This is a genomic window from Corynebacterium sp. HMSC22B11 (assembly GCF_001815965.1).
Taxonomy (GTDB): Bacteria; Actinomycetota; Actinomycetes; order Mycobacteriales; family Mycobacteriaceae; genus Corynebacterium.
The window spans coordinates 20,188-46,075 of sequence record NZ_KV823483.1 but is presented as its reverse complement, the minus strand read 5'-3'; the positions used below and the strand labels follow the sequence as shown (position 1 = coordinate 46,075).

Here is a 25,888-nt window from a genome sequence, read left to right as displayed (position 1 = left end):
GGGGAGGGGGGGGACGGGGCTTCGGGGATGGGGGAGCGGGCGCAGCGGAAATGAGCGCCGATACGAGCGAAGGGGTGCGGCAGTGCCGGCCCCGCTTAGTCCAGGCGCAAGACGCGCACGGTGACGGAGCCGAGGTTGTGCGAGCCCGTGATGCGCAGCGTCGGCGCGTTCGCGGGGAGCTGCTCCGGTGGGACAGCGCCGCGGGCGACCTTGAAGGTCGTCTCCCCGAAGGAGCCGTCGGTGTCGATGTGCACGCGGATGCCCTCTGGAACGAGGATCTTGACCTCCCCGAATGCGGCCCCCACGTCGATGGTGGTGTGGTGCGAGGCCAGGCGCGCGGCGAGAAGGTCGACAGTCACTGTTCCGGCGTGCGCTCGGATCTCCTGGTAGGCGGGCACGGTCCAGTGGTGGAGCCGGCGATCAGAGAATAGAGCCTGCACCCTGTTGTTGGGCAGGTTCTCGCCGGTGACCATCTGGTTGGCGAAGTAGGCGACCTCTTCCGGGGATCGCGTGGGTACCGCCGGGCGGTTGAAGTTGGTGAGCTTCTCCCAGAAGCTTTGCCCATTGTTCGTGGGTGCGGGCCGCTGCGTGGGCGTGCTCGGGCTCGGCGGGGCAGCGGGGGTTGTCGGGTGGCCGTAGAGTGCCGTGCGCGGGTCGAGGAAGAGATCGGTCAGCGGCACGAGCAGCTCGCCACGGGTCTGGGCGACGATGCACTGCTGCACCCGCTCGTCGAACTCCGCGATGCTGATCTGGCCTCGGCCAAGTGCGTCGTGGAGGAGAGCTTGGGCGCGGTTGCGGTCGTTGTCATCGCAACGGAGGGCGTCGTCGTTCATGGCTAAGAGGATAGTGCAGCTTAGCGAAAGCTGGGCGCGCTGGGCATAGGCGAAGGCCGCTTCCCGGAGAGATACTCCCGTGGGAGTAGGAAAGCGGCCTTGGGGTGTTGCGTCCCCCGGGGTACGAGAGGCACAACTGAACGCTGCTAAGCCATGTGGCTTGGTCCTATCGGATGAAGTTCAGCACGGCGGAGATGATCACTGCCAGCAGCCCGCCACCGAAGAGGGAAAGCCAGAAGGTCTTTGCCGTGTTCTTGCCCTCGTCCGACTTGTCGATGCCAAAGATCTTCTTGAAGAAGGACGCGATGCCGTCCGTGGAGGATCCCTGAGGCTCGTTGTTTGCCGGGGGATCGGTCGGCTTATCGGTCTCGCTCGGCTCTGGGTCGGTGGTCTCGCTTGGCTCCGGCTCGCCTGGCTTCTCGGTCTCGGATGGACCCGGCTCTGGGTCGGTGGTCTCGCCTGGCTTGTCGGTTTCCGTTGGCTCCGGAGTGGGCTCAGGCTTGGTCGGGTCGGTCGGTGCCGGATCAGTTGGCTTATCCGACGAAGTGGTCTCGCCCGGCTCCGGGTTGGTCGGCTTGTCGGTCTCAGCCGGTGCCGGGTCAGCCGGCTTGGTCTCCGACGGCTCCGGGGTCGGCTCCGGTGCCGGAGCAGCCTTGATGGTGGTCTGGTTCAGCTGAACCGCGGTGGTCGTGCAGTTGGTTGGCACGGTGGGCGCTACACCGCTACTAGTGTTCATCGTCAGGCTGATGATGTTGCTTGCAGCGCCGATGGTGACCTTCTCGCCATCCTTAGAGCGCAGGGTGAACTCGGCTGGCTGCGCGGTGACGGTAATGTCACTGGCGGAGGTCTTCGACGCAGAGAGTGCGTTGGAGATGCTCAGGACACCATTGGCGAGGGTGATTCCCTGCGGGCTACCCACGAGCTCCGCGTTGGGGGAGACCTGCAGGCGGACGGTGCTGTTTTTCGCGCTGACGGTCTTAACCAGGCTGAAGAGCGTCTTGTTAGTGATCTTAGTAGTGCCGGTCGTGACCTTCACCGGGATTTCCGCGCCAGCCTCGACCTCGGTGGGCATGTCAACGGTGATCGTGTTGCTGGTCTCGGCCACCCTCTCGCCGAGCGCATTATACGTGCACTTCAGCGCCAGGTCCTTGCTGGTGGACTCAGCCGCTGCCTGGCTGAGCAGGGAAGGGGCAGCTACACCGGTAGCCGTAAAAAGGAGGGAAACTGCGGCCGCGCCAGCTGCGACACCGCGATTAATACGAAGGCTCTTCATCGGGCCATCCTTAAGGTCTCGTACCAATACCGCACAGAAGGTTTCTGTGGTGAAAGTAAATATAGCATTGGCGTGAACTGACTAGCGGGCCAAAACCGTAAAAGCTTTTCTTGGCTTTGGTTTCCGCATGTGCGCGGGTGCACCCGGGGTGCAGTCCGCTTCACCCGCTAGACTCTGAGCCCATGGGAATCTTTTTTCGTGAGTCCAAGAAGGTCGGCCGCAACGGCCGCATCAACGTTTCCAGTGGCGGGGTGGGCGGCTCCTACAAGCTGGGGCCGGCCCGCATCACCCAGAAGGCCAATGGGCAGCAGATGATCCGCATCCAGACCGGCATCCCGGGTCTGAATTTCACCAAAACTTTCGGCAAGAAGCGCCGCTAAGCCACATAGCGCCCGGCGCCATCGACGTTCCGGGCCCACTGCAGGTGTAGCTCGTGCCCGAGCCTTGCGACCTCGCCCTGGAGCTCCTCAAGGTGCTGCTCGATCACCGAGCCCGGCCAGAGCGTGGTGCGCATCTGCAGTTCCACGCCGTACTGTTCCGCCGCGGCGGCGGCTACGCGTAGTGAATCCCACATTCGCTCCGCGGCCCGCGGCGCCAGCCCCGTGACTGCAGCAGCATGACGGGGGAGTGCCTTAACATCCAGCCCGATCCAGTCGGGTCGCGTGGCCTCCTTGGACAGCAAGGCGCGCAACCGCGCCGGCGCGTACCCGCTGGTGTGCAATCCCACCGGGAAGCCAGCAGCCTTCGTGTCCGCAATCGCTGCGGGTAGCCCGGCGGCCGCTAGTGGCTCCCCACCAGAGATCACCAAACCGTCAAGCATCCCCCGGCGCCGCTCCATGAGCTCCAGAGCATCCGAGAAGAGCGGTCGGCCCTCGGCTCCGCGAGTCCCACCCGAGCCTTCGCCAGCCCCGCCCAAATCTGCAGCAGGCTCGCCTCCGCCCACCACCGGGAATTCTTGCAGCTGCGCATTGTGGCAGTACACGCAGCGCAGCGGGCAACCCTGGGTGAACACCGTCGCTGTCAATTTTCCCGGCCAGTCAGTAGCGGAAAAGGGAATCAGCCCTGCCAAGGCCAAGCTGTTGGCGTCCTGAAAAGCGGCGGAACTACGCATGCGGTCGGGCTCCAACCGCGGACGGCGAGAACTCGCCAACCTGCCCAGTGCTGACTAGTCCAGTATCGTGCGACCCCGCACCGTCAATCTCAGCACCGCCCAGCCCGGCCTCAGCCTCGCGGAAGTACTCCCGCTCGCTGAACTCGCCGCGCTTGCCGGTGTTGAAGCTGCTCGTCGGCCGGAAGTAGCCCATCACGCGCGTCCACACCTCGGTATCGGTGCCGCAGTTGGGACACTGCGGGTGTTCGCCGGAAAGGTAGCCATGCTGTGGGCATACCGAGAACGTCGGGGTGACCGTCAGGTACGGCAGCTCGAAGCTCTCCAACGCCCGGCGTACCAAGGTCGCGCAGGCCTCCCCGGAGCTCATCGCGGCTCCCATGTAGAGGTGCAGCACGGTGCCGCCGGTGTACTTCTTCTGTAGTTCCTCCTGCTCGGCCAGTGCCTCGAAGGGGTCCGGGGTGTGCGCCACGGGCAGCTGCGAGGAATTGGTGTAGTACGGCTGCTCTGCGGTGCCTGCCTGCAGGATTTCCGGGTAGCGTGCGCGGTCCTCGCGGGCGAAGCGGTAGGTCGCGCCTTCAGCCGGGGTGGCTTCCAGGTTGTAGAGGTTGCCGGTAGCTTCCTGTGCTTCGACGAGCCGGTCGTTGAGGTGGTCGAGTAGCCGGGCGACGAGCGCGTGGCCCTCGTGGTCGGTGATGTCGCGGTCCCCGCCGGTGAAGTTGCGGATCATTTCGTTGCAGCCGTTCACGCCGATGGTCGAGAAGTGGTTGTTCAGGTTGGGGAGCCAGCGGCTGGTGTAGGGGTACAAGCCTCGTTCCATGTTCTCGGTGACGAACTTCCGGCGCCGTTCCAGTGTGTTGACCGCGAGGTCCACGAGTTCATCTACCGCCGCGAAGAGTGCTGCTTCGTCACCACGGTGCAGGTAGCCGAGCCGCGCGCAGTTGATCGTGACGACGCCGATCGAGCCGGTCAGCTCGGAAGAGCCGAAAAGGCCATTGCCACGCTTCATTAGTTCGCGGAGATCCAGCTGCAGGCGGCAGCACATGGAGCGAACCATGCCCGGGTCGAGGTCCGAGTTGAGGAAGTTCTGGAAGTACGGCAGTCCGTACTTGGCGGTCATGTCGAAAAGCAACGCGGCGTTGGTGCTGTACCAGTCGAAGTCCGGGGTGATGTTGTAGGTGGGGATGGGAAAGGTGAACGGGCGGCCATCGGCATCCCCGGCGCTCATGACCTCCAGGAAGGCCCGGTTAATTATGTCCATCTCTGCTTGGAGTTCGCCGTAGGTGAAGTCCACGGGCTCGCCCCCGATGAGTGGGTTCTGTTCTGCGAGGTCGGCGGGGCAGGTCCAGTCGAAGGTGAGGTTGGTGAAGGGGGTTTGGGTGCCCCAGCGGGAGGGCACGTTGAGGTTATAGATGAATTCCTGCAGGCACTGCTTGACTTCCTCGAAGCTGAGGCTATCCAGGCGGACGAAGGGGGCCATGTAGGTGTCGAAGCTGGAGAACGCCTGGGCGCCGGCCCACTCGTTTTGTAGGGTGCCGAGGAAGTTGACGGCCTGGCCGCAGGCGCTGGAGAGGTGGCGGGGCGGATGGGAAGAGATCGCGCCCGGGACGCCGCCGAAGCCTTCTTCGAGGAGTTGGCGCAGGGACCAGCCGGCGCAGTAGCCGGTGAGGCTGTCGAGGTCGTGGATGTGGATATCGCCGGAGCGGTGGGCGGCGCCAGCCTCGGGGGCGAAGATCTCGTCCAGCCAGTAGTTTGCGGCGATCTTGCCGGAGGCGTTGAGGATGAGCCCGCCGATTGAGTAGTCCTGGTTTGCGTTGGCGTTGATGCGCCAGTCTTGGCGGTGCAGGTACTCCTCGACTGTTTCGGTGGGGTCGACGGCGACTCGCTGCTGCGCGTTGCGGGTGTGGCCTGTGCGGTGGGCTGAGGATCGAATGCTGGGTGCGGACATGGAGGCTCCTCTCGTCGGGGTGGGGATGAGCCGTGGCGGGTGGGGTTCCACCCCGGCTGGTGCCAAATAACATACGTGGAATTCCGGGCCCCGCAAGCAATGGAAGCGCAATATATAGATGGTGACGTGTCTATAATGCCCATATGTAGTGCCTAGTTGTGCGTGTGGTGTGTTTGATGCGCACGTGTAGTGAGAGCGTGATCTTGGCCTCATTGGGGTGTCGAAGTGGTTCCGCAGTGCTCCCGTCATGGCTCGCCACCCCTCTCGCCTGCCCGCGACGGGAAGGTGAGCTGGGCGTTAACTGAACATGGCCATAAAGCCCTCTCTTTGGCTGCAAGATTGCCCGCCTGTGGTGCTAATCTCACTTGGTGGCAATTCGAGCCGGAGGGAGTAGAAGTGCACGTCCGAATTCGTCAGATCGCGGGTCTCGACGGGCTGCGAGGGGTCGCGGTGGCAGCCGTGGTGCTGTACCACTTCTTCGGCGACATCCTGCCCGGCGGGTTCATGGGCGTGGACGTCTTCTTCGTGCTCTCCGGCTTCCTGATCACGTCGATTCTGCTGCGCGAGGTCGCCCTCACCCAGGGCGTGAGCTTCCGGGTCTTCTGGAGGCGACGTCTGCGGCGCATCGCCCCGTTGGCCCTGTTCGTTCTCATCATGACGACGGCCGTGGTGGGGACGATCGGCGGCGATCTTGCGGTGAAGCTGCGCGCCCAGTTTTTCGGTACCGCGTTCTTCGTCAATAACTGGGTGCAGATCGCGAACTCTGAGTCCTATTTCGCGAAGTCGGATATCCAGGTCACTGCACACTATTGGTCGCTGGCGATCGAGGAGCAGTACTACCTGATCTGGCCGATTCTGGTCTGGTTGGTGCTGCTCGCCGTGCGGCGCAACGCGACTCGCTTCCGCCCGCGCATGGCGGTGCTGACGGCGGTGTTGGCCGTCGCCTCCATGGTCGCGATGGCGGTGATCTTCGATCCGCAGCAGGACCCGTCGCGGGTCTACTACGGCACGGATACTCACGCTTTTGGTCTGCTGCTCGGTTCGCTGGTCGCACTCCTGCTGACCTCCCCGGTGCGTTCCCGGGTCGCGGACTCGCATCCGCGCCGCCTCAACTGGTTCAAGCATCAGCTGCTCGCGGGCTGGGTCCCTGCCCTGGCCTTCGTGGGGCTCGTGGCGATGATGATGACCGTGCACGCGGAAAGTGCGTTCACCTACCGTGGCGGGCTGGTCATCGCCAGCCTGTTGACTTCTCTGGTCGTGATGGGGCTGGCGCGCGGAGATAACGCCATCGACGAGTGGATGAACATCCGCGTGCTCCGCTGGCTGGGGCACCGCTCCTTTTCCATCTACCTGTGGCACTGGCCGATCGTGATGATTCTGCCGGTTCTGGTGCCCAAGGCCCCCGAGCGGCTCATCGGCCTCGTGGCTGTGATTCTTACCGCCCTGATCTCCGAGTGGAGCTTTAATCACATCGAAACCCCGTTCCGGCGCCACGGTTACCGCACGACGATCAAGGGCTGGTTTAGTGGTGGAGTGATGCGCAAACTGAGTGTCGGATTCGCCGTCGTCCTCGTGGGGGCGCTGACCGCCTGCGGGCTGGCCACCGCTCCTTCGGAGTCGAGCCTGGAAAAGGACCTGAAGGAAAAGTCCGAGCGCCTGCAGAAGGCCAACGAGGAAGCAGCGAAGACCACCCCGCCCGTCCCGAAGGATGGCAGCAAGATCCCGGTCGAGGATCGCAAGATGCCTTCCGGCAACAAGATCAGCATGGTCGGTGACTCCGTGATGCTGGCCTCCGTGGACGCGCTGCAGGAGAAGTTCCCTGGCACGACCGTGGACGCAGCACAGAGCAGGCACTACATCGCGGCACTGCCGATCCTGCAGCAGATGTCGGACGCCGGAACGCTGCGCGAGTTCGTGGTGCTCGGCCTGGGCACCAATGGCCCCTCCGACGGCGCGGGGGACCCGGAGATGCTGAAGAAGATCCGGGAGGCCGTGGGCAAGGATCGCGTCATTATCTACGTGATGCCCTACGGTGACCGTGACTGGATGGCGCACGCCAACGAGGAGCTCATCGCGGAGGCGAAGAAGACCCCGAACGTTTACCTCGCGAACTGGTGCGAGGCAGCGAAGGAGAACGACGACTTCGTCGACGGCATCCACCCAGGCGAAAAGGGCGCGAAGCTCTACGCCGGCGCGGTGAAGGATGCGCTCAAGCAGTGGAAGAGCGGCAAGAAGGATATTCCACAGAGCTGCAGCAACTAGCTCACGGTTAGGGGGAAAGGCGGCAACACGGCGGGGGAGTGAGGCTGGGCTGGGGACTGTTAGCGCCAGCCAGGGCCAGCCGTGGTCGCCTGCCGGTACGTGCGCCTGGAGTCACGCCCGAAAGTACCTCCGGGTGCATTTGGTTTTCGGTAGCCCCTGGGGTAATCTGACCCGCGTAGATTGTATTGCTCCGATGGCGCGTACCGAATGGTAAACGGCAGAGGGTGCTTAATACAGGGATCTTCGTGCCGAGTGCGCGGAGTGATACAAAACGGTAGTGGCCCCGGAAAGAGCCCCCATTTTTTGCTGTTCAAGGGTGTTTTCGCTCAGTTCGGCAAGTGGGTGCCCCGCCAGGGGGTTCACGACATACCGAGGCTTCTGCAAGTTTAAAACCCAAAGAAGAAAGTCTATCTATGCCAACTATTCAGCAGCTGATCCGCAAGGGTCGCCACGATAAGCCGGGCAAGGTTGCGACCGCCGGTCTGAAGGGCTCCCCGCAGCGTCGTGGCGTGTGCACCCGCGTGTACACCACCACCCCGAAGAAGCCGAACTCGGCTCTGCGTAAGGTCGCCCGTGTCCGCCTGACCTCCGGCATCGAGGTCTCCGCTTACATCCCAGGTGAGGGCCACAACCTCCAGGAGCACTCCATGGTGCTCGTCCGCGGTGGTCGTGTGAAGGACCTCCCGGGTGTTCGCTACAAGATCGTCCGTGGCGCTCTGGATACCCAGGGTGTCAAGGACCGTAAGCAGGCACGTTCCCGCTACGGCGTCAAGAAGGAGAAGTAAGCCATGCCACGTAAAGGTCCAGTAGCACAGCGCCCACTCGTCAAGGACCCGGTGTACGGCGACGTCCTCGTCTCCCAGCTGGTCAACAAGATCCTGATCGACGGCAAGAAGTCCACCGCTGAGCGCATCGTCTACGGTGCCCTCGAGCAGTGCCGCGAGAAGACCGGCACCGACCCGGTCCTGACCCTGAAGAAGGCACTCGACAACGTTAAGCCGGCCCTCGAGGTTCGTTCCCGCCGCGTCGGTGGCGCAACCTACCAGGTCCCGGTCGACGTCCGTCCGGGCCGTTCCACCACCCTGGCACTGCGTTGGCTCGTCACCTTCAGCCGCCAGCGTCGCGAGAACTCCATGGTTGAGCGTCTCGCCAACGAGATCCTCGATGCCTCCAACGGCCTGGGCGCTTCCGTGAAGCGTCGCGAGGACATCCACAAGATGGCTGAGGCTAACCGCGCCTTCGCTCACTACCGCTGGTAGTCGCTTGACCGGCTGGCCGCGGTCGCTGCGGCTAGCCCAGGCGGGAGTAGTGGGGGAGGGAAAACTCCCCCTACTCCAGACGGCCATAAAAATGGCAAAATAGAACCTGAACAGACCCATGCGGCTCGCTAGGCCTTATGCGACCAACAACCTTAAGGTCCGGGCCGCTCGACAACGATTGAGCGGAGTTTTTAACCAGTGGCACTCGAAGCACTGACCGACCTGAAGAAGGTCCGCAACATCGGCATCATGGCCCACATCGATGCCGGTAAGACCACCACCACCGAACGTATCCTCTTCTACACCGGTATCAACCGTAAGGTGGGCGAGACCCACGACGGTGCATCCACGATGGACTGGATGGACCAGGAGAAGGAGCGCGGCATCACGATTACGTCCGCCGCGACGACCTGCTTCTGGAACGACAACCAGATCAACCTGATCGATACCCCGGGTCACGTCGACTTCACCGTTGAGGTCGAGCGTTCCCTGCGTGTCCTGGACGGCGCTGTTGCTGTCTTCGACGCGAAGGAAGGCGTTGAGCCGCAGTCTGAGCAGGTCTGGCGCCAGGCTGATAAGTACGACGTCCCGCGCATCTGCTTCGTCAACAAGATGGACAAGCTGGGCGCGGACTTCTACCACACCGTGCAGACCATCATCGACCGCCTCGGTGCGAAGCCGCTGGTCATGGAGCTGCCGATCGGCGCTGAGGACAACTTCGAGGGTGTTGTCGACCTGCTGCAGATGAAGGCCCTGATGTGGCCAGGCGTCGTTGCCGCAGGCACCGAGCCGACCATCGAGGAGATCCCGGCCGACCTGCAGGAGAAGGCTGAGGAGTACCGCGAGAAGCTGATCGAGGCTGTCGCGGAGTCCGACGAAGAGCTCATGGAGCGCTACTTCGCCGGCGAGGAGATCACCGTCGACGAGATCAAGAAGCAGATCCGTCACCTCACCATCAACGGCGAGGCATACCCGGTCTTCTGTGGTACCGCCTACAAGAACAAGGGCATCCAGCCGATCCTGGACGCCATCGTCGACTACCTGCCGAACCCGATGGACGTCGGCTCGATCAAGGGCTTCGACCCGAAGGACCGCGAGGTTGAGCGCAACCGCAAGCCGTCCCGCGACGAGCCGTTCTCCGCTCTGGCGTTCAAGGTCGCTGTGCACCCGTTCTTCGGCAAGCTGACCTACGTTCGCGTCTACTCCGGTTCCGTGGAGACCGGTGACAAGATCATCAACTCCACCAAGGACAAGCCGGAGCGCGTCGGCAAGCTGTTCCAGATGCACTCCAACAAGGAGCAGCCGGTTGACCGCGCATCCGCCGGTCACATCTACGCCTTCATCGGCCTGAAGGACACCTCCACCGGTGACACCCTGTCCGACTCCGCTAACCCGGTCGTCCTCGAGGACATGGACTTCCCGGACCCGGTCATCGAGGTGGCCATCGAGCCGAAGACCAAGTCTGACCAGGAGAAGCTGGGTACCGCTATCCAGAAGCTGGCGGAAGAGGACCCGACCTTCACCGTGAAGCTGGACGAGGAGACCGGCCAGACCGTCATCGGCGGTATGGGTGAGCTGCACCTCGACGTCCTGGTGGACCGCATGAAGCGCGAGTTCAAGGTCGAGGCAAACGTTGGTGCTCCGCAGGTTGCTTACCGCGAGACCATCAAGAAGCCAGTCGAGAAGCTCGAGTACACGCACAAGAAGCAGACCGGTGGTTCCGGTCAGTTCGCTCGCGTCATCATCGCTCTGGAGCCGCTGGAGCCGGAGGAGGGCTCCGAGGAGACCTACGAGTTCATCGACGAGGTCACCGGTGGCCGTATTCCGAAGGAGTACATCCCGTCGGTCGACCAGGGTATCCAGGACGCCATGCAGTACGGCTACCTCGCTGGCTTCCCGCTGGTGAACATCAAGGCCACCCTGCTGGACGGTGCTTACCACGAGGTTGACTCCTCCGAGATGGCCTTCAAGCTGGCTGGTTCCATGGCTCTCAAGGAGGCCGTGGCGAAGGCTAAGCCGGTTCTGCTGGAGCCGATGATGGCCGTGGAGATCATCACCCCTGAGGAGTACATGGGTGAGGTCATCGGCGACGTCAACTCCCGCCGTGGCTCCGTGTCCTCCATGGAGGACCGCTCCGGTGCGAAGGTCGTTAAGGCCCGCGTCCCGCTGTCCCAGATGTTCGGCTATGTTGGCGACCTGCGTTCCAAGACCCAGGGCCGCGCCAACTACTCCATGATCTTCGACTCCTACGCTGAGGTTCCTCAGAACGTGGCTGAGGAGATCATCGCCGAGCGCACCGGCAAGTAGTTCCCGATGCGGGGTGGGCTAGCTGCTAGTGCTAGCTAGCCTCCCGACGTCGAGGTTCTACACCTTTAAGCCCACCCGGGTGCGGTCCACGCGAGTGGAACCGCGCGAAACCTGGGCAAACACCGACCCCGCGCTTGGGGGGTGGGGTAGGGGCTTGCACGTCGCACCATCGAAGTTTTTAAAGTACTTCACATTTGAGTATGATGCGGTGTGCTGGCCGTTACCCACTTGGAGAGCCTTAAGAGTTCTTCAGGGTGGCTGAGATCAAGCGCCAGCGCGTCTGGTTGCTGATTTCAGGACAGTATGTAATCGGCATAATAAATTTCGGTTTGTCAGCTACCTGCCGTTAAGAGGTAAAATGGTGAACCGGAGAAGTAAATCAATGTGGCTGCGAGAGTCGTAGCCACCGAGAAGTCCAGGAGGACACTAAGTGGCGAAGGCAAAGTTCGAGCGCACAAAGCCGCACGTAAACATCGGTACCATCGGTCACGTTGACCACGGTAAGACCACCACGACTGCTGCGATCACCAAGGTTCTGCACGAGACCTACCCAGAGCAGAACAAGGCCTTCGCCTACGACGCCATCGATAAGGCGCCGGAGGAGAAGGAGCGCGGCATCACGATTAACATTTCTCACGTCGAGTACGAGACTGAGAAGCGTCACTACGCACACGTCGATGCCCCGGGCCACGCTGACTACGTCAAGAACATGATCACCGGTGCTGCTCAGATGGACGGCGCCATCCTGGTTGTTGCTGCAACCGATGGCCCGATGCCGCAGACCCGTGAGCACGTTCTGCTGGCTCGCCAGGTCGGCGTTCCGTACATCCTCGTTGCACTGAACAAGTGCGACATGGTTGACGATGAGGAGCTCCTCGAGCTCGTCGAGATGGAGGTCCGCGAGCTGCTGGGCGAGCAGGGCTTCGACGAGGAGGCTCCGGTCGTCCCGATCTCCGCACTGGGCGCCCTGGAGGGCGAGCAGAAGTGGGTCGACTCCATCCTCGAGCTGATGAAGGCTTGCGACGAGTCCATCCCGGACCCGGAGCGCGAGACCGACAAGCCGTTCCTGATGCCGGTTGAGGACATCTTCACCATTACCGGTCGCGGTACCGTTGTTACCGGCCGTGTTGAGCGTGGCGTCCTGAACCTGAACGACGAGGTCGAGATCCTGGGCATCCGCGAGAAGTCCACCAAGACCACCGTCACCTCCATCGAGATGTTCAACAAGCTGCTGGACACCGCAGAGGCTGGCGACAACGCTGCACTGCTGCTGCGTGGTCTGAAGCGCGAGGACGTCGAGCGTGGCCAGGTCATCGCTAAGCCGGGCGCTTACACCCCGCACAGCGAGTTCGAGGGCTCCGTCTACGTCCTGTCCAAGGACGAAGGCGGCCGTCACACCCCGTTCTTCGACAACTACCGTCCGCAGTTCTACTTCCGTACCACCGACGTCACCGGTGTCGTTTCCCTGCCAGAGGGCACCGACATGGTCATGCCGGGCGACAACGTTGAGATGAGAGTCAAGCTGATCCAGCCGGTCGCAATGGACGAGGGCCTGCGCTTCGCTATCCGTGAGGGTGGCCGCACCGTTGGTGCTGGTCGTGTGACCAAGATCAACAAGTAATACTGCTTCTTTAAGCGGTTGGCTTGCCGCTAGCCCCTAGGGGCCGGCGGGAAGCGTTAACCCCCGGAGCTTCGCTTCTCAGCGAGCTACCGGGGGTTCCTTGCGTCTAAGGGGGCGGGGCTACTTGCCGGTCTTGAAGCGCTTTGTGGCGCGGTTGAGGACGTCCTGAGCGGTCTTCTCGACCCTCTGCTTCACCTTGGGTGGGACCTTGGACTCGTAGAGGCCCTGGCCCTTCTCCCTGAGCCACTTGCCGCCCTTCTCGCCGCGCTCGACGAGGTAGTCCGCGGTTGAGACGACGGGGTCCGCGTAGCGCTCTGCGAACTGGATGGCCTGTTCTGCGGCCTTCGGGTCGATGAAGGAGGGGCGGTGCTCCTGGAGCTGTTCTCGCACGGCTGCACTGAACGCGGTCTTGCGCTCCCAGCGCTCGTCGAGCTTCTTGAGCTCCGCGATGAGGGCCTCGTTGGACCCGCCGTGGTCCGGGTGGTGTTCGCGGACGATGGCGCGGCGGGCCTTGACGTACTCCGGGTTCTTGCGGAAGCTCTGGTTGCCGCCGGTGTTGCGGGCCTGGTTGGCCATGGAAGCCTCTTCTCGATGGTTGTGTGCCCTTGTTGGGTGCTTTGGAGCCCTGGTGGCGTGCTGGCGCTGCCGGGCTCGCTCTGGCGCTGCCGACCTTATGTGGCCGCTGTGCGCAATGCCTTTCAGGTTATCGCAGTTGGGAGCTCGTGTGGGTATATAAAAGCCCACCCCCTCCGCCGGATGGTCCGGGGGAGGGGGTGGGCCGGGGTGTTAACTGCCCGTTGTGCCTAGAGCGTTGCGCTCGGCGGGTGAGGGGCTGTTAAGCGTTGATGCCGTTTTAGGCGAACAGCTTGCGGGAAGCTGCGAATGCACCAGCTGCAACCATTGCGACGACTGCGAGTGCAGCCAGGCCGCGTGCGGCAGCGTTGGAGCCGGTCTCGGCTGCGATACCACGGTCGGTAGCTGCGGCGTCTGCGCCCTCAGCCAGCTGACCGCCCTGTGCGATGACCTCGTCCTTGTTCTCGCCGAGCAGCTTGTCGGAAGCAGCCTTCTCCTCAGCGGTCGGGTCCTCGTTCTTGCGACCCTCGTCCGGGGTGTAGGTCTGGCCGTCCTTCATCAGGTGGTAAACGATGCCACCGATGATCAGGGCTGCCGGCAGAGCCAGCCAAGCCAGCTTCTTCTTGTCGAACTCCTTCTCCTCCGGGAAGGCCTTTGCGTATGCGTCGCGCAGCTCGTCGGTGATCTCAGCGTTCACCTTGTCCGGGGAGTCAACGTAGAGGTTCGAATCCTGCAGGTGCTGGTACCAGGTGTTGCCCTTAGAGTCCTCCTTGGTTGCTGGATTCGGGATGCCCTGGTTGTCATCGCCAGCCGGGTCCTCGTCCTCGGACTTGTCGCCCTCGGTCTTCCCGTCCTCGGACTTGTCGCCCTCGGTCTCCGGATCCGTCTGGTTATTGTCCTCTGCGTGCTTCTTTACTGCCTCTTCAGCCTGCTCATCGGTCAGGTATGCGTCCGCTTCCTTGTTGTAGTAGCGGCCGTTGTCCGTGAGGTAGTACTCGACGCCGTCGACCGTGACGGACTGCGGGGTCGGGATCTGTGCCTGTGCGACGGTTGCGCCACCGACGGCCAGGGCGCCTGCCATGACGGCAGCGGTCAGAGTGCGTGGAAAACGCTTCATGATCTCTCCTTGAAAGAAATTGGTGTTGCGTAATGCCAAACATCGGAGGCGGCATCAACAGTGTCAACTATAAGCGCTTCCTTAACTCTCGCAACAAATTTTGCACACAGAATGAGAAAAACCCTCAAAAAGGGGTGGAATTCTCAGCTTGTCATTACTCCGCTTCTTGGGGTGCTTGCTCCTCCTCGCCCTTGTCCACCGTTGTGGAGGTGCCCTGGAACTGCCAGCCCACCACCGCATTGCGAACGGCCGGGGCGAGCAGGTTCGCCGGCTGAATGCAGCTGATCGTCAGCAGTCGGCCCGGCATGGGGCCCTCGCCCCAAATCTCGGGGCTTTGTGAGAGCCCCTCCTTCTCCGGGTCGTGGAGATCGGTTGCGGAGTACACGAGCCAAGTATCGCCGGAGGCCTGGGTGCGCAGGTAGAGCTTGTCACCGATGCTGACCTTGTGCTTATCCTTCGCGCCGTCGTAGAGGTCGTTAAATACGGCTGGAACGCCCGCGCCCGTGTGGCCCGTAATGACCACAATGTCCTTGGCGTTGGTGCCGGGTAGGGAGTAGGGCTTGTCCTCCGAGGTGTAGGTGCAGGCCTTGTCCATCGTGTCCGGGTTGATCGCGCCGTCCTTCACGCGACACGGCCCGTCCTCGAAGGTGGCGTGCATCTTCAGGGCGGGTACGTACATCTCGATCACAGGGGAGGGGTCGATGGGAGGCGACTGCTCCGCGATTACCTCGTTGTTCTCCAAATCCTCCGGAGGGGAGAACCCGCCCGAAGGCCAGAGCGCAAACACGAGCACCAGGGCTAGTGCGGCGGCACCGAGCTTGAGCCACATCGGCTTCTTCTTGCCATCGCGCGAAGAGGTCTCCCGCCAGGCAGAGCCAAGCTGCGGTTCCGGCCGCCGGTGCTGAGCTCTCTCTTCATCCCGGCGGGCGCGGCGCTGCTGCACAGCGGCCATCTCCGGACCAAGTGCGCGACCCTGCCTCGGGCTACGGTGCCCATGGCCAGGGCTACTGGACGTCGCGGTGCGCCGACGAGGAGTCGAGCCTCCTGGCTGGCCATCCCTGCGGTAACGAGGTTGCTCCCCCTCAGGCCGCGGGCGGCGCGGGCGTCGAGCGTTCGGTTGCCCGTCAATGGGGGCCTGCGGTCGGCGGCGCTGGGGTTCGCCCTGCGGTCGGCGACGCGGGGGTTCGCCCTGCGGACGTGGACGGCGCTGGCTCGGCGGAGTGGGGCGGCCCCCTTCTGATGCCTGGGGGCGGGGACGGCGCTGCGGTTGGCCCTGGCGTGAACGAGGAGTGCCGACCTCTTCTTGGGAAAGCGGGCGGCGGCGCTGGGGCCTACCTTGCGAGCGGGGGCGTTGCTCACCTTCCGGAATGGGTCGACTGCCGCGTGGCTGCTGCGCACGAGGGCGGGGGCGCGGGTGGGAGCCTTGAGCGGCGCCGTGGTCTGCGTAACGAGGGCCGCGGGTTGACCGCTGCCCTGCCTCCCGCTCCGGCGCCGGTGTGTTCGCGCGCCGGTAAGTCGGCGGCTGCGGGCCGCCCTCATCGGACTGCGGGGAACGTGGAGCAGGCAGCGGGGATCTCCTAGGATCCGAGGGGCGCCGACGGGGATCCATAGAATCGCTCACTGTTTTGCCCTCCTTATATATAAGGTGTCAGCAACGATCACGCCTGAAACCTCTACGAGAAAACTATGTGGCGATTCTAATGCGTGTTGCACACGCTGTGTTAAAGCTCCCGTCGTGCGCTGCCCTCGGCCCGTGAGCGAGCCGCCGCGGGCTCAGAAAAATAAATTTGGCCTCACGCGTTCGATGTGGTTGAATACTTGACGTTGCTTTAACACGGCACATGAGGCCATGCGTGCTTGATTAAGCCTAACCGGAACTGATCAGGATAAAACGCCCAGCCAAGAAGGTGCTGATGGTGAAGCGAGCATGAACCAACACAGTGGGGGATAACTCTGCTGTGCGGTACTTCGCGCGGGAACGGCGACACGCCCGACCGCGGGTGCCGGAGTGGGACATGGTAAATGAACAGCGGCAGTAAGCATAAGGAAAGAACCTTTTGCCTCCTCTGCGTCCACAACTGCAGATAACCAGCAGTATTTAGGCGCATGAGCACTAGTCCCCACGCGGGGAGGGTCTCTTCCAACACACAGTGTGTGCTTTGTGAACAACGCAAACGCGATCGTTTACCACCCCAACCGGTGCAACGAAGTGAACAGAGAAGACACTGAGCAAACTGGCGTCTGGACCAGGCCCCACGGCCGGACAGCGTTAAGACAAGAAAAGAAGCGTGTTCGCTCACAAGCTCGACAGCAGGTCGAGAACGTGGGCACGCTGAGGAAGAGGACAAGCGTGGCGGGACAGAAGATCCGCATCAGGCTCAAGGCCTACGATCACGAGGCAATCGACGCTTCTGCCAAGAAGATTGTTGAGACGGTCACTCGTACCGGCGCCCGTGTAGTCGGCCCGGTGCCGTTGCCAACTGAAAAGAACGTTTACTGCGTCATCCGTTCGCCGCACAAGTACAAGGACTCGCGCGAGCACTTCGAGATGCGTACTCACAAGCGCCTGATCGACATTCTCGACCCAACCCCGAAGACCGTTGATGCCCTCATGCGCATCGACCTTCCGGCAAGCGTCGACGTCAACATTCAGTAAGCCTGAGTCGAGTCTGAATACAGCAGCTTAAAGGCAGCGGAGAACAAAACTATGAGTGATATTGAGATCAAGGGCATCCTGGGCAAGAAGCTCGGCATGACCCAGATCTTCGATGACGAGAACCGCGTCGTACCGGTCACCGTCGTCGAGGCTGGGCCTTGTGTCGTAACCCAGGTGCGCACCAAGGACATCGACGGCTACGAGGCCGTCCAGATCGCATTCGGTGAGATCGACCCACGTAAGGTCAACAAGCCTGAGTCTGGCCACTTCAAGAAGGCCGGCGTTACCCCTCGTCGCCACGTCGCCGAGATCCGCGTCGCGGATGCTTCCGGCTACGAGGTCGGCCAGGACGTAACCGTCGAGATCTTCAACGAGGTCGACTTCGTGGACGTCACCGGCACCTCCAAGGGTCACGGCTTCGCCGGTGGCATGAAGCGCCACGGCTTTGCTGGCCAGGGTGCAGCACACGGTAACCAGGCAGCGCACCGTCGCGTCGGTGGTATCGGCGGAGCCGCTACCCCGGGTCGCGTCTTCAAGGGCAAGCGCATGGCAGGTCGCATGGGCAACAACCGCGTGACCATGCAGAACCTGAAGGTTGCCAAGGTCGATACCGATTCCAACCTGCTGCTCATCAAGGGCGCAGTTCCGGGTATCAACGGCGGCATCGTCGTTGTCAAGACCGCAGTGAAGGGCGGTGCTAAAGCATGAGCAATCTGAAGCTTGATGTACATACCGCTGATGGTAAGACCAACGGCAGCGTAGAGCTCCCAGCATCCATCTTCGATGTTGAGGCGTCCGTCGCGCTGATGCACCAGGTCGTTACCGCTCAGCTCGCAGCGAAGCGCCAGGGCACGCACGCAACCAAGGGTCGCGGCGAGGTCCGTGGCGGTGGCCGCAAGCCATTCCGCCAGAAGGGCACCGGCCGCGCACGCCAGGGCTCCATCCGCGCACCACACTTCACCGGTGGTGGCACGGTCCACGGCCCGCAGCCGCGCGACTACTCCCAGCGCACCCCGAAGAAGATGAAGGCCGCCGCACTGCGCGGCGCCCTGTCTGACCGCGCACGCCACTCACGCATCCACGTGATCGAGGAGCTCGTGCCGGGCCAGATCCCATCCACCAAGTCTGCACGTTCCTTCCTGGAGCGTCTGACCGAGCGCAAGCAGATCCTGGTCGTCCTCACCCGTGAGGACCTGACCGCTCGCAAGTCCGTCGCCAACCTGCCGAACGTGCACGCACTGCCGGCAGACCAGCTGAACACCTACGACGTTCTGTACGCAGACGACGTCGTGTTCTCTGTCGAGGCACTGGACGCCTTCATCAAGGCCGCAAGCGGCGCCAACAAGGCCGAGGACCAGAACACGAAGGAGGAGGCTAAGTGAGCAACAAGGTTGTAGATCCTCGCGACGTCATCATCGCTCCGGTCGTGTCTGAAAAGTCTTACGCCCTGATGGAGCAGAACGTTTACACGTTCCTCGTCGCACCAACGTCCAACAAGACCCAGATCAAGATTGCCGTCGAGCAGATCTTCGGCGTGAAGGTCGCCAGCGTCAACACCGCAAACCGTGAGGGCAAGCTCAAGCGCACCCGCTACGGCTACGGTCGTCGCAAGGCCACCAAGCGCGCCATGGTGACCCTGGTCGCCGGCAGCGATCCGATCGACATCTTCGGTGGCACCGTCGCGTAAGCGCCGGCAAACCGACAGGTAAAGAGGAAGCAAAAGTATGGCTATTCGTAAGTACAAGCCGACTACGCCGGGTCGCCGCGCGAGCTCCGTCTCCGAGTTCAGCGAGATCACTCGCTCCACTCCAGAGAAGTCTCTGCTGCGCCCGCTGTCGAAGACCGGTGGCCGCAACGTTCACGGCCACATCACCACCCGTCACAAGGGTGGCGGCCACAAGCGTCGCTACCGCGTGATCGACTTCCGTCGTAACGACAAGGACGGCGTGGTCGCAAAGGTCGCTCACATCGAGTACGACCCGAACCGCACCGCAAACATCGCACTGCTGCACTACCGCGACGGCGAGAAGCGCTACATCATCGCCCCGCGCGGCCTGAAGCAGGGCGCACTGGTCGAGTCCGGCCCGAACGCAGACATCAAGGTTGGTAACAACCTGCCGCTGCGTAACATCCCGGCCGGTACCACCATCCACTGCGTCGAGCTGAAGCCAGGCGGCGGCGCCAAGATGGCCCGCTCCGCTGGTGCCTCGATCCAGCTGCTGGGTAAGGAAGGCAAGTACGCAGTCCTGCGTATGCCGTCCTCCGAGATCCGCCGCGTCGACATCCGTTGTCGTGCAACCGTCGGCGAGGTCGGTAACCAGGAGCAGATCAACATCCGCTGGGGCAAGGCCGGCCGTATGCGCTGGAAGGGCTGGCGCCCGACCGTCCGCGGTGCTGCTATGAACCCGGTCGACCACCCGCACGGTGGTGGTGAGGGCCGCACGTCCGGTGGCCGCCACCCAGTGTCCCCATGGGGTCAGCTGGAGGGCCGCACCCGCCGCCCGAACCGTCCGAGCGACAAGATGATTGTCCGCCGTCGCCGTCCCAACAAGAAGCGCTAAGAGGAGGTAGCAGAGAATGCCACGCAGCCTTAAGAAGGGCCCATTCGTTGACGAGCACCTCCTCAACAAGGTGGATGCTCAGAACGAGAAGGGCACCAAGCAGGTCATCAAGACCTGGTCCCGCCGCTCGACTATCTTGCCCGACTTCATCGGTCACACCTTCGCCGTCCACGACGGTCGTAAGCACGTGCCGGTGTTCATCGATGACTCGATGGTTGGTCACAAGCTGGGCGAGTTCGCACCGACGAAGACCTTTAAGGGTCACGTCAAGGACGACATGAAGGGTCGTCGATAATCATGACTGAAACTGTGAATTCCGCACGCGCCACCGCGCGTTTCGTGCGCGTCAGCCCGATGAAGGCACGCCGCGTGATCGACCTGGTCCGCGGTAAGTCCGTCGAGGACGCCCTGGCAATCCTGAAGTACGCCCCGCAGGCTGCTTCCGAGGACGTCGCCAAGGTTGTTGCCTCCGCAGCGGCTAACGCAGAGAACAACTTTGGTCTGGATCCGCGCACCCTGGTCATCTCCGAGGCATACGCCGACGAGGGCCCGACCATGCGTCGTTTCCGTCCGCGCGCTCAGGGTCGTGCTTTCCACATCCGTAAGCGCAGCAGCCACATCACCGTGGTAGTCGAGAGCCAGAAGGGAAGTGCTCAGTAGTGGGCCAGAAGATTCAACCCCACGGCCTCCGGCTGGGTATCACCTCCGATTGGCGGTCCCGCTGGTACGCCGACAAGCAGTACGCTGACTACCTTGCCGAAGACATCAAGATCCGCGAGTTCCTCTCCGAGGGCCTCGAGCGCGCCGGCATCGCGAACGTGGTCATCGAGCGCACGCACGACCGTGTGCGCGTCGACATCCACACCGCACGTCCGGGCATCGTGATCGGCCGTCGTGGCTCCGAGGCTGACCGCATCCGCGGCAAGCTCGAGAAGCTCACCGGCAAGCAGGTCCAGCTCAACATCCTCGAAGTCAAGAACGTTGATGCCAACGCTCAGCTGGTGGCTCAGTCCATCGCCGAGCAGCTGGTCAACCGTGTTGCATTCCGCCGCGCTATGCGCAAGGCAATCCAGGGTGCAATGCGTCAGCCACAGGTCAAGGGCATCAAGGTTGTCTGCTCCGGTCGCCTGGGCGGCGCGGAGATGGGTCGCACCGAGCGCTACCACGAGGGTCGCGTTCCGCTGCACACCCTCCGTGCCGAGATCGACTACGGCACCCACGAGGCCCACACCACCTTCGGCCGCATCGGCGTCAAGGTGTGGATCTACAAGGGTGACGTCGTCGGCGGTCGCCGCGAGTCCCTGATGAACGCTCGCGACGAGCGCCCGTCCCGCGGTGGTCGCCGTGAGCGCCCGCGCCGCGGTGGTGCACGCCGCCAGCGCGCCGAGAAGAAGCAGGAGGGCTAAGAACAAATGCTTATCCCCAAGCGCGTTAAGTTCCGCCGCCAGCACCGCCCGAACCGTAGCGGTATGTCCAAGGGCGGCAACCGTGTGACCTTCGGCGACTACGGCCTGCAGGCCCTGGAGCCGACCTACATCACGAACCGTCAGATCGAGGCTGCACGTATTGCCATCAACCGCCACATCAAGCGTGGTGGCAAGGTGTGGATCAACATCTTCCCGGACCGTCCGCTGACCCAGAAGCCGCTTGGCGTGCGTATGGGTTCCGGTAAGGGCCCGGTCGAGAAGTGGGTCGCCAACGTCAAGCCTGGCCGCATCCTGTTCGAGATGTCGTACCCAGATGAGCAGACCGCGTTGGAGGCTCTGCGCCGCGCCGGCGCGAAGCTGCCATGCAAGGTGCGCATCGTGAAGAAGGAGGATCAGTTCTAATGGCTACTGGTATCCCAGCCTCTGAGCTCCGCGAGCTCAGCAACGAGGAGCTGACCACCCGCCTGAAGGAGAGCAAGGAAGAGCTGTTCAACCTTCGCTTCCAGATGGCGACCGGCCAGCTGACCAACAACCGTCGTCTGAGCGTTGTCAAGAAGGACATCGCTCGCATCTACACGGTCCTGCGCGAGCGCGAGCTCGGGCTGTCGACCAACCCTGGTGGTGACGCAGCATGAGTGAGGCTAACGTGAACAAGAAGGAAAAGGGCCAGAAGAAGGTCCGCACCGGCTACGTGGTCTCCGACAAGATGGCTAAGACCATCGTCGTCGAGCTGGAGGACCGCAAGCAGCACGCCCTGTACGGCAAGATCATGCGCACCAACTCGCGCGTGAAGGCTCACGATGAGGAAGGCCTCGCCGGTGTCGGCGACCGCGTCCGCATCGAGGAGACCCGCCCGCTGTCCAAGGACAAGCACTTCCGTCTCCTGGACATCGTAGAGAAGGCTCGCTAGTTTTCTCTAAGACTTTCCGGTCTTTGCCGGTGTGCTGATGTAAGTCAGTCGTGGTAAGGTGGAAATTCGCACTATATACCCGCCGTAGGCAACCGCCTATGGCGGGTCTTTTGCTATCCACGCCCCTTCTCAAAAGCTGCATATTAGGTTATGCTAAGTTAATTCGCGCTTGCTGCACTTGTGCCACCACTTTGGCCAACGCAGCCCATAAACCCGTTATTTCCGCATCATGAGACAAGGGGCGCGTGTTGTCTAGCAACCCGTTTGATGACGAACAGGGCAGCTTCTTCGCCCTTATCAACGACGAGGGACAGTACTCGTTGTGGCCTACGTTCGCCGCCGTGCCAGACGGATGGACCGTGGCTCTGGGAGACCCTTCCCGTGGCGTAGACGGCGGGGTATCGCGGGACGAGGCGATGGAGTTCATCGACCGCGAGTGGACCACCTTGCAACCGGCAGGAAAGTCTCACGCTTAAGTGAGTGCCGTACTTCCCACTGCTTCGCCTGGTGAGTCCGCTGCGGAGATTGGCCGCCTGCTCCGTCGCACCGCAACTCCAGCAATTAGTGCGGTGCTGTTCACTTTCGCCGGTGCCTTGCTCTCTCTGGTGCCCATTTATCTGCTGGCCAGCGTCATCGATGCGGTAGCCGCCGGTGACGGCAAGTCTGGCGTGCTGAAGGTGATTGTGTGGGCTGCCGTGGCGTGTATTGGTACTGCCGTTGTCGCTGGCCTTGCGGAGGCGCTGACGGGTGTGACGATTGCCCAGGTAGTTGCGAAGTTGCGTGAGCGCGCCGTCGCCGCGGTGCTGAATCTGCCTTCCACCACGGTGGAGTCCCTGGGCCGGGGAGAGGTGCTGGGCCGAGTTGGTGCGGATGTCGCCGCGCTGGTGAGCAGTGCCCGCAAGTCGGTTCCATCGACCCTCAGCGCGCTGGTGATGGTCGTGGTGGCCAGCGCTGGAATAGCGGGGTTGGATTGGCGCCTCGCGTTGGCGGGGCTGTGCGGGATTCCGTTCTATGCGCTGGGGTTGCGATGGTATCTTCCTCGTTCTGCCCCTTTGTATCGACGCCAACGCGAATTAGAAGCCGGTGTCATCGGTTCCTTGCAAGGTTCTATGGAGGGCATTCGTTCGGTTCGTTCGCATCGGCTGGTGGATAGCCGCCAAGGTCTCACCAGGCGCTACGCGCAGGCTTCGCGGGACGAATCAATCGCTGCGTTTCGTGTGTTTTCCGGGCTGGTGGCGCGGGAGAACTTCGCGGAGTTCATGGGGTTGTCAGCCCTGTCTGTCGTAGGCTGGTTGCTCTTCCGCGAAGATGCGGTGACGGTGGGCGAGATCTCGGCAGCGTTGATTCTGTTCCACCGTCAGTTCGTGCCGATCGGCACGATTCTGTTCACCTTTGATGAACTGCAGCGCAGCGGGGCGGCCTTGGGGCGCATCGTGGGACTCATTCGCTCCGCGGGTGCGGATACGCCACAGCCGATTGATGACTACTCCTCGCATCGGCAGAGTCCAGCTGTAGAGGTCAAGGGCCTGAATTATCGGTACGAGGATGGCCCAGAGATCTTGCATGACTTGGCGTTCCACATCCCTGCGGGGTGCACGGTATGCGTGGTCGGCGGATCGGGAGCTGGCAAGTCCACGGTTGCGGAAATTGTCTCTGGAACCCTCGAGATGGCAGAGCCGGGTGTGATCACCGTTGGGGGGTGCGACGTGGTGGGAATGAGTGCGCAAGAAAGAAGCTCGATCTTTTGCGTTGCCTCCCAGGAAAACTACGTCTTCGCGATGAGTTTGCGCGATAATCTCCTGCTGGCAGCCGAAGGTGCCAGCGACGCAGAAATATGGGATGCGCTGCGCCGAACCGGTGCGGAAGATTGGTGCACATCCTTGTCCCATGGCGACAAGCAGGGCTTAGACACAATGCTGGGCGAAGGGGGCCTGCACGTAGATGCGGTGGCGGCACAGCGTCTGGCGCTGGCCAGGGTGGCATTGTCTCGGGCTGGCGTCGTCATTCTTGACGAATCAACGGCCGAAGATGACGGTGACCTCGAGGAAACACAGCAATCACACGAGGCCTTTTCGATGTCCTTGGAGGACGCTGCCCGCGCGGCGATCCGCGGACGGACGGCGATGGTGATTGCGCACCGGCTCAGCCAAGCAACCTCCGCCGATAGCGTGGTGGTGATGGAGCGCGGGCGCGTGGTGGAAACAGGTACGCACGAGGAGCTGGCAGCAAGAAACGGAACATATGCCGATATGTGGACCGCCTGGAATGAGCAGGGGAGGCAGGCGCGTGTCTGACAACAAGGTGGTGACGCTGCGCGGGCTGGTCAGAAAAAATTCTCGCGCGATGGCTCTGAGTGGCTTGTTGCTGAGCATCTACCACGTGGCAGAAGCCATGATTGCGGTGTTACTGGGATGGTTGGCGCACAGTCTTATCGCTAGCGAGAATGTGTGGCACCTGGTGGGTGGAATCGCAGCCTTAGGCGCTACGCTGGCGACGGTGTCTGTGAGCTGGCAGACAGGGTTCCGGATACTGCAGGCTACGTCGGCTCGGAACGTATGTGAATTGCGGGCAGGCATCACCTCGCAGGTGGTGAGCCATGGTGGGCATTCCGACGATGCGGACAGTCTGCCTCGCCAGGAATTGCCCACGGTGGTGGGTGAAGACGTGGTGCAGGCGGTAGACATCATCGAAGTGGTCCCGGTGGGGATCAGTGCGCTGGTGGGAGCCATTTTCTGCACGATTGTTCTGGCGCTGATTGATCTGCCACTGGGAGTGGTGGTGTTGGTGCTCAGCGCGGTGGTGTTGATAGTCCTGCACCGGCTGTCTCAGATCATTGAACGCCGCGCGGAGCGGCAACAAACTCTGCTCGCGCGAGTGACCGCGCGCATGACCGACATTCTGCAGGGGCTGCCGGTGATCTCGGGAGTGGCTGGCGCGCATCCGGCCTACCGTGGATATGCGCGTAAATCTGAAGAGGCGTGTGCGGATGCTCGGAAGCTCGCGTGGGTCAGCGGAGGTTATGAAGCCGTGGCGATGGGCAGCAATGTGCTGTTGCTGAGTGCGGTGGGCCTGTACGCGGGCTATCGAACCATTTCCGGCGATGTGACGTTGGGGGAGTTGGTCACCGTGGTGGCGCTGTCACAATTTATCGCGGAGCCGATGCGGCAGTGCAGCAGAATGCCGCGCTTCATTGGATTGGCGAGGGCTTCCGTTCGGAGGCTGCAGCGCGTGGCGGAAGCTCAGCGGCTGCGTGAGGGGCAGGGCGTGCCATCTGCTCAGATTGGCACGCCTGCCATTTCCATGCGCGGTGGAGACGGTGAGGCCGAAGGAGACGGCGAGGTCGAGGGATCAGAGCAGGCTTCCGTGGCGTTCGCAGAGGGGCGACTGACGGTGGTGCACTGTTCAGCCGCATGGGCAGATGCTCTGGTGGATGCGTTGGTCGCGGGGGAGTCGATGGAGCTTGGCTCCCTGACTAGGCCACAAACTCAACAACTGTGGATCCGGGGGCGCGATATTTGCGAGATCTCGGTAGACGATGTGCGTTCCGCTGTGCTTGCCGAGCCTCGGAAGCCGGCATTGTTTGGGGACACAGTGGGGCAGGCGGTGCTGCGGAGCTCTGGAGAGGGCAGGGCGGAGGATGCAGTAGACATTCTTAACGCCTTAGGGCTCGATGAACTGGCGCCGGGGGCGGCTCATTCAGCCGGGGTATTGGATCACGAGCTGACCGAAGGTGCGCGCAATCTTTCCGGTGGTCAGCGGCAGCGGCTGGGATTGGCACGAGCGCTACTGGCTGAGCCGGAGATGTTGGTGATGGTTGATCCGGTCTCGTCAGTGGATTCAATGACGGGCATGAAAGTGGCGCGTGCGGTGAGAGATATTCGCCGCGGGCGTACCACGGTGGTCCTGTGTGTGGGGAGGGCCTTCCAGTCGGTAGCCGAGGACGTAGTTGATGTGAAGCCTCTAGCTGGGAGTTTGCGGACGCGGGGTGAGCAATTCCCGCTAGGGGGTTGTTGAGCAATAGAAGATAGGTTGG

The 25,888-nt window shown here is 62.6% G+C and carries 28 protein-coding genes; 21 read left to right on the top strand and 7 right to left on the bottom strand.

All coding sequences use genetic code 11. The features are described from left to right. Positions 1-95: 95 nt before the first annotated feature. The gene (locus tag HMPREF3088_RS03635) at positions 96-833 is read right to left on the bottom strand and encodes a DUF1707 SHOCT-like domain-containing protein (protein WP_070758482.1); all 738 of its coding nucleotides are present in this window, start codon (positions 831-833) and stop codon (positions 96-98) included. Between the two features lie 166 nt (positions 834-999). Next, complete coding sequence (locus HMPREF3088_RS03630; protein WP_070758481.1) at positions 1,000-2,106, bottom strand: ICP22 family protein; 1,107 nt, start codon at positions 2,104-2,106, stop codon at positions 1,000-1,002. Between the two features lie 182 nt (positions 2,107-2,288). On the opposite strand from HMPREF3088_RS03630, the gene HMPREF3088_RS03625 reads away from it, so the two are divergent. Continuing rightward, on the top strand, positions 2,289-2,486 hold the full coding sequence (locus HMPREF3088_RS03625) for a DUF4236 domain-containing protein (RefSeq protein WP_070758480.1): 198 nt from the start codon (positions 2,289-2,291) through the stop codon (positions 2,484-2,486). Here the strand turns inward: HMPREF3088_RS03625 and HMPREF3088_RS03620 are convergent. Next, positions 2,483-3,217: a radical SAM protein gene (locus HMPREF3088_RS03620; protein WP_070758479.1), complete on the bottom strand. Its 735-nt coding sequence runs from the start codon at positions 3,215-3,217 to the stop codon at positions 2,483-2,485. The two genes, HMPREF3088_RS03625 and HMPREF3088_RS03620, sit on opposite strands and share 4 nt — an antisense overlap. After that, positions 3,210-5,162 carry a ribonucleoside triphosphate reductase gene (locus HMPREF3088_RS03615; protein WP_070758478.1) on the bottom strand — a complete coding sequence of 651 codons (1,953 nt, stop codon included), beginning with the start codon at positions 5,160-5,162 and terminating at the stop codon, positions 3,210-3,212. The genes HMPREF3088_RS03620 and HMPREF3088_RS03615 overlap by 8 nt, the downstream gene beginning before the upstream one ends. A gap of 396 nt (positions 5,163-5,558) precedes the next feature. Here HMPREF3088_RS03615 and HMPREF3088_RS03610 point away from each other — a divergent pair, with 396 nt between their 5' ends. From HMPREF3088_RS03610 to tuf, 5 genes are all read left to right on the top strand, one after another. After that, positions 5,559-7,424, top strand: coding sequence for an acyltransferase family protein (locus tag HMPREF3088_RS03610; protein WP_246818032.1), 1,866 nt, complete (start codon positions 5,559-5,561; stop codon positions 7,422-7,424). A gap of 413 nt (positions 7,425-7,837) precedes the next feature. Further along, on the top strand, positions 7,838-8,209 hold the full coding sequence (gene rpsL, locus HMPREF3088_RS03605) for a 30S ribosomal protein S12 (protein WP_070758476.1): 372 nt from the start codon (positions 7,838-7,840) through the stop codon (positions 8,207-8,209). 3 nt (positions 8,210-8,212) lie between these two features. Beyond that, complete coding sequence (gene rpsG / locus HMPREF3088_RS03600) at positions 8,213-8,683, top strand: 30S ribosomal protein S7 (protein WP_070758475.1); 471 nt, start codon at positions 8,213-8,215, stop codon at positions 8,681-8,683. 198 nt (positions 8,684-8,881) lie between these two features. Beyond that, on the top strand, positions 8,882-10,990 hold the full coding sequence (gene fusA, locus HMPREF3088_RS03595; protein WP_070758474.1) for an elongation factor G: 2,109 nt from the start codon (positions 8,882-8,884) through the stop codon (positions 10,988-10,990). A gap of 430 nt (positions 10,991-11,420) precedes the next feature. Continuing rightward, positions 11,421-12,611, top strand: a complete 1,191-nt coding sequence (tuf, locus tag HMPREF3088_RS03590) for an elongation factor Tu (RefSeq protein WP_070758473.1) — start codon at positions 11,421-11,423, stop codon at positions 12,609-12,611. 120 nt (positions 12,612-12,731) lie between these two features. Here the strand turns inward: tuf and HMPREF3088_RS03585 are convergent, their stop codons facing one another. The 3 genes from HMPREF3088_RS03585 to HMPREF3088_RS10690 form a co-directional block, all read right to left on the bottom strand. Continuing rightward, positions 12,732-13,187: a hypothetical protein gene (locus tag HMPREF3088_RS03585; protein ID WP_070758472.1), complete on the bottom strand. Its 456-nt coding sequence runs from the start codon at positions 13,185-13,187 to the stop codon at positions 12,732-12,734. Between the two features lie 277 nt (positions 13,188-13,464). Then, positions 13,465-14,301 carry a hypothetical protein gene (locus tag HMPREF3088_RS03580; RefSeq protein WP_070758471.1) on the bottom strand — a complete coding sequence of 279 codons (837 nt, stop codon included), beginning with the start codon at positions 14,299-14,301 and terminating at the stop codon, positions 13,465-13,467. 154 nt (positions 14,302-14,455) lie between these two features. After that, entirely contained in the window at positions 14,456-15,253 is a 798-nt protein-coding gene (locus HMPREF3088_RS10690) for a sortase family protein (protein WP_246818031.1), read from the bottom strand. Between the two features lie 11 nt (positions 15,254-15,264). Here HMPREF3088_RS10690 and HMPREF3088_RS10685 point away from each other — a divergent pair, with 11 nt between their 5' ends. The 15 genes from HMPREF3088_RS10685 (at position 15,265) to HMPREF3088_RS03505 (ending at position 25,869) form a co-directional block, all read left to right on the top strand. After that, positions 15,265-15,882: a hypothetical protein gene (locus tag HMPREF3088_RS10685; protein WP_246818030.1), complete on the top strand. Its 618-nt coding sequence runs from the start codon at positions 15,265-15,267 to the stop codon at positions 15,880-15,882. A gap of 769 nt (positions 15,883-16,651) precedes the next feature. Next, positions 16,652-16,957: a 30S ribosomal protein S10 gene (gene rpsJ, locus HMPREF3088_RS03570; RefSeq protein ID WP_010120790.1), complete on the top strand. Its 306-nt coding sequence runs from the start codon at positions 16,652-16,654 to the stop codon at positions 16,955-16,957. A 51-nt stretch (positions 16,958-17,008) separates the two neighbouring features. Further along, the gene (rplC, locus tag HMPREF3088_RS03565) at positions 17,009-17,665 is read left to right on the top strand and encodes a 50S ribosomal protein L3 (protein WP_012359575.1); all 657 of its coding nucleotides are present in this window, start codon (positions 17,009-17,011) and stop codon (positions 17,663-17,665) included. Then, positions 17,662-18,339, top strand: coding sequence for a 50S ribosomal protein L4 (rplD, locus tag HMPREF3088_RS03560; RefSeq protein WP_070758469.1), 678 nt, complete (start codon positions 17,662-17,664; stop codon positions 18,337-18,339). Before rplC ends, rplD begins: the two co-directional genes overlap by 4 nt. Next, positions 18,336-18,644 (top strand): 50S ribosomal protein L23, encoded by a 309-nt coding sequence (gene rplW / locus HMPREF3088_RS03555; RefSeq protein ID WP_070758468.1) that lies wholly within the window; start codon positions 18,336-18,338, stop codon positions 18,642-18,644. Before rplD ends, rplW begins: the two co-directional genes overlap by 4 nt. Before the next feature lie 37 nt (positions 18,645-18,681). Then, the gene (gene rplB / locus HMPREF3088_RS03550; protein ID WP_012359578.1) at positions 18,682-19,518 is read left to right on the top strand and encodes a 50S ribosomal protein L2; all 837 of its coding nucleotides are present in this window, start codon (positions 18,682-18,684) and stop codon (positions 19,516-19,518) included. Between the two features lie 16 nt (positions 19,519-19,534). After that, positions 19,535-19,813, top strand: coding sequence for a 30S ribosomal protein S19 (gene rpsS / locus HMPREF3088_RS03545; RefSeq protein ID WP_012359579.1), 279 nt, complete (start codon positions 19,535-19,537; stop codon positions 19,811-19,813). A 2-nt stretch (positions 19,814-19,815) separates the two neighbouring features. Further along, entirely contained in the window at positions 19,816-20,178 is a 363-nt protein-coding gene (gene rplV, locus HMPREF3088_RS03540) for a 50S ribosomal protein L22 (protein ID WP_012359580.1), read from the top strand. Continuing rightward, a complete protein-coding gene (gene rpsC, locus HMPREF3088_RS03535) occupies positions 20,178-20,924 on the top strand; it encodes a 30S ribosomal protein S3 (RefSeq protein WP_012359581.1) in 747 nt (248 codons plus the stop codon). The genes rplV and rpsC overlap by 1 nt, the downstream gene beginning before the upstream one ends. A gap of 6 nt (positions 20,925-20,930) precedes the next feature. Further along, positions 20,931-21,347 carry a 50S ribosomal protein L16 gene (gene rplP, locus HMPREF3088_RS03530; protein WP_070758467.1) on the top strand — a complete coding sequence of 139 codons (417 nt, stop codon included), beginning with the start codon at positions 20,931-20,933 and terminating at the stop codon, positions 21,345-21,347. Next, the gene (gene rpmC / locus HMPREF3088_RS03525) at positions 21,347-21,580 is read left to right on the top strand and encodes a 50S ribosomal protein L29 (protein WP_012359583.1); all 234 of its coding nucleotides are present in this window, start codon (positions 21,347-21,349) and stop codon (positions 21,578-21,580) included. Before rplP ends, rpmC begins: the two co-directional genes overlap by 1 nt. Then, positions 21,577-21,855 (top strand): 30S ribosomal protein S17, encoded by a 279-nt coding sequence (rpsQ, locus tag HMPREF3088_RS03520; RefSeq protein WP_070758466.1) that lies wholly within the window; start codon positions 21,577-21,579, stop codon positions 21,853-21,855. The genes rpmC and rpsQ overlap by 4 nt, the downstream gene beginning before the upstream one ends. Before the next feature lie 248 nt (positions 21,856-22,103). Then, the gene (locus tag HMPREF3088_RS03515; protein WP_011274127.1) at positions 22,104-22,331 is read left to right on the top strand and encodes an MbtH family protein; all 228 of its coding nucleotides are present in this window, start codon (positions 22,104-22,106) and stop codon (positions 22,329-22,331) included. Positions 22,332-22,424: 93 nt separating this feature from the next. Beyond that, complete coding sequence (locus tag HMPREF3088_RS03510) at positions 22,425-24,149, top strand: ABC transporter ATP-binding protein (protein ID WP_070758465.1); 1,725 nt, start codon at positions 22,425-22,427, stop codon at positions 24,147-24,149. Beyond that, positions 24,142-25,869 (top strand): ABC transporter transmembrane domain-containing protein, encoded by a 1,728-nt coding sequence (locus tag HMPREF3088_RS03505; protein WP_011274125.1) that lies wholly within the window; start codon positions 24,142-24,144, stop codon positions 25,867-25,869. Before HMPREF3088_RS03510 ends, HMPREF3088_RS03505 begins: the two co-directional genes overlap by 8 nt. The last annotated feature ends 19 nt before the right edge of the window (positions 25,870-25,888 follow it).

Bases quoted from the DNA above. Each gene is read 5' to 3' on its own strand.
- HMPREF3088_RS03620 (WP_070758479.1), bottom strand. From the start codon at position 3,217: ATGCGTAGTTCCGCCGCTTTTCAGGACGCCAACAGCTTGGCCTTGGCA.
- rplD (WP_070758469.1), top strand. From the start codon at position 17,662: ATGAGCAATCTGAAGCTTGATGTACATACCGCTGATGGTAAGACCAAC.
- HMPREF3088_RS03625 (WP_070758480.1), top strand. From the start codon at position 2,289: ATGGGAATCTTTTTTCGTGAGTCCAAGAAGGTCGGCCGCAACGGCCGC.
- rplP (WP_070758467.1), top strand. From the start codon at position 20,931: ATGCTTATCCCCAAGCGCGTTAAGTTCCGCCGCCAGCACCGCCCGAAC.
- rpsL (WP_070758476.1), top strand. From the start codon at position 7,838: ATGCCAACTATTCAGCAGCTGATCCGCAAGGGTCGCCACGATAAGCCG.
- rplB (WP_012359578.1), top strand. From the start codon at position 18,682: ATGGCTATTCGTAAGTACAAGCCGACTACGCCGGGTCGCCGCGCGAGC.
- HMPREF3088_RS03635 (WP_070758482.1), bottom strand. From the start codon at position 833: ATGAACGACGACGCCCTCCGTTGCGATGACAACGACCGCAACCGCGCC.
- rpsG (WP_070758475.1), top strand. From the start codon at position 8,213: ATGCCACGTAAAGGTCCAGTAGCACAGCGCCCACTCGTCAAGGACCCG.
- HMPREF3088_RS03580 (WP_070758471.1), bottom strand. From the start codon at position 14,301: ATGAAGCGTTTTCCACGCACTCTGACCGCTGCCGTCATGGCAGGCGCC.
- rpsS (WP_012359579.1), top strand. From the start codon at position 19,535: ATGCCACGCAGCCTTAAGAAGGGCCCATTCGTTGACGAGCACCTCCTC.
- HMPREF3088_RS03630 (WP_070758481.1), bottom strand. From the start codon at position 2,106: ATGAAGAGCCTTCGTATTAATCGCGGTGTCGCAGCTGGCGCGGCCGCA.
- HMPREF3088_RS10690 (WP_246818031.1), bottom strand. From the start codon at position 15,253: ATGGCCGCTGTGCAGCAGCGCCGCGCCCGCCGGGATGAAGAGAGAGCT.
- rplC (WP_012359575.1), top strand. From the start codon at position 17,009: ATGAGTGATATTGAGATCAAGGGCATCCTGGGCAAGAAGCTCGGCATG.
- rplV (WP_012359580.1), top strand. From the start codon at position 19,816: ATGACTGAAACTGTGAATTCCGCACGCGCCACCGCGCGTTTCGTGCGC.
- HMPREF3088_RS03615 (WP_070758478.1), bottom strand. From the start codon at position 5,162: ATGTCCGCACCCAGCATTCGATCCTCAGCCCACCGCACAGGCCACACC.
- rpmC (WP_012359583.1), top strand. From the start codon at position 21,347: ATGGCTACTGGTATCCCAGCCTCTGAGCTCCGCGAGCTCAGCAACGAG.
- rpsQ (WP_070758466.1), top strand. From the start codon at position 21,577: ATGAGTGAGGCTAACGTGAACAAGAAGGAAAAGGGCCAGAAGAAGGTC.
- HMPREF3088_RS03585 (WP_070758472.1), bottom strand. From the start codon at position 13,187: ATGGCCAACCAGGCCCGCAACACCGGCGGCAACCAGAGCTTCCGCAAG.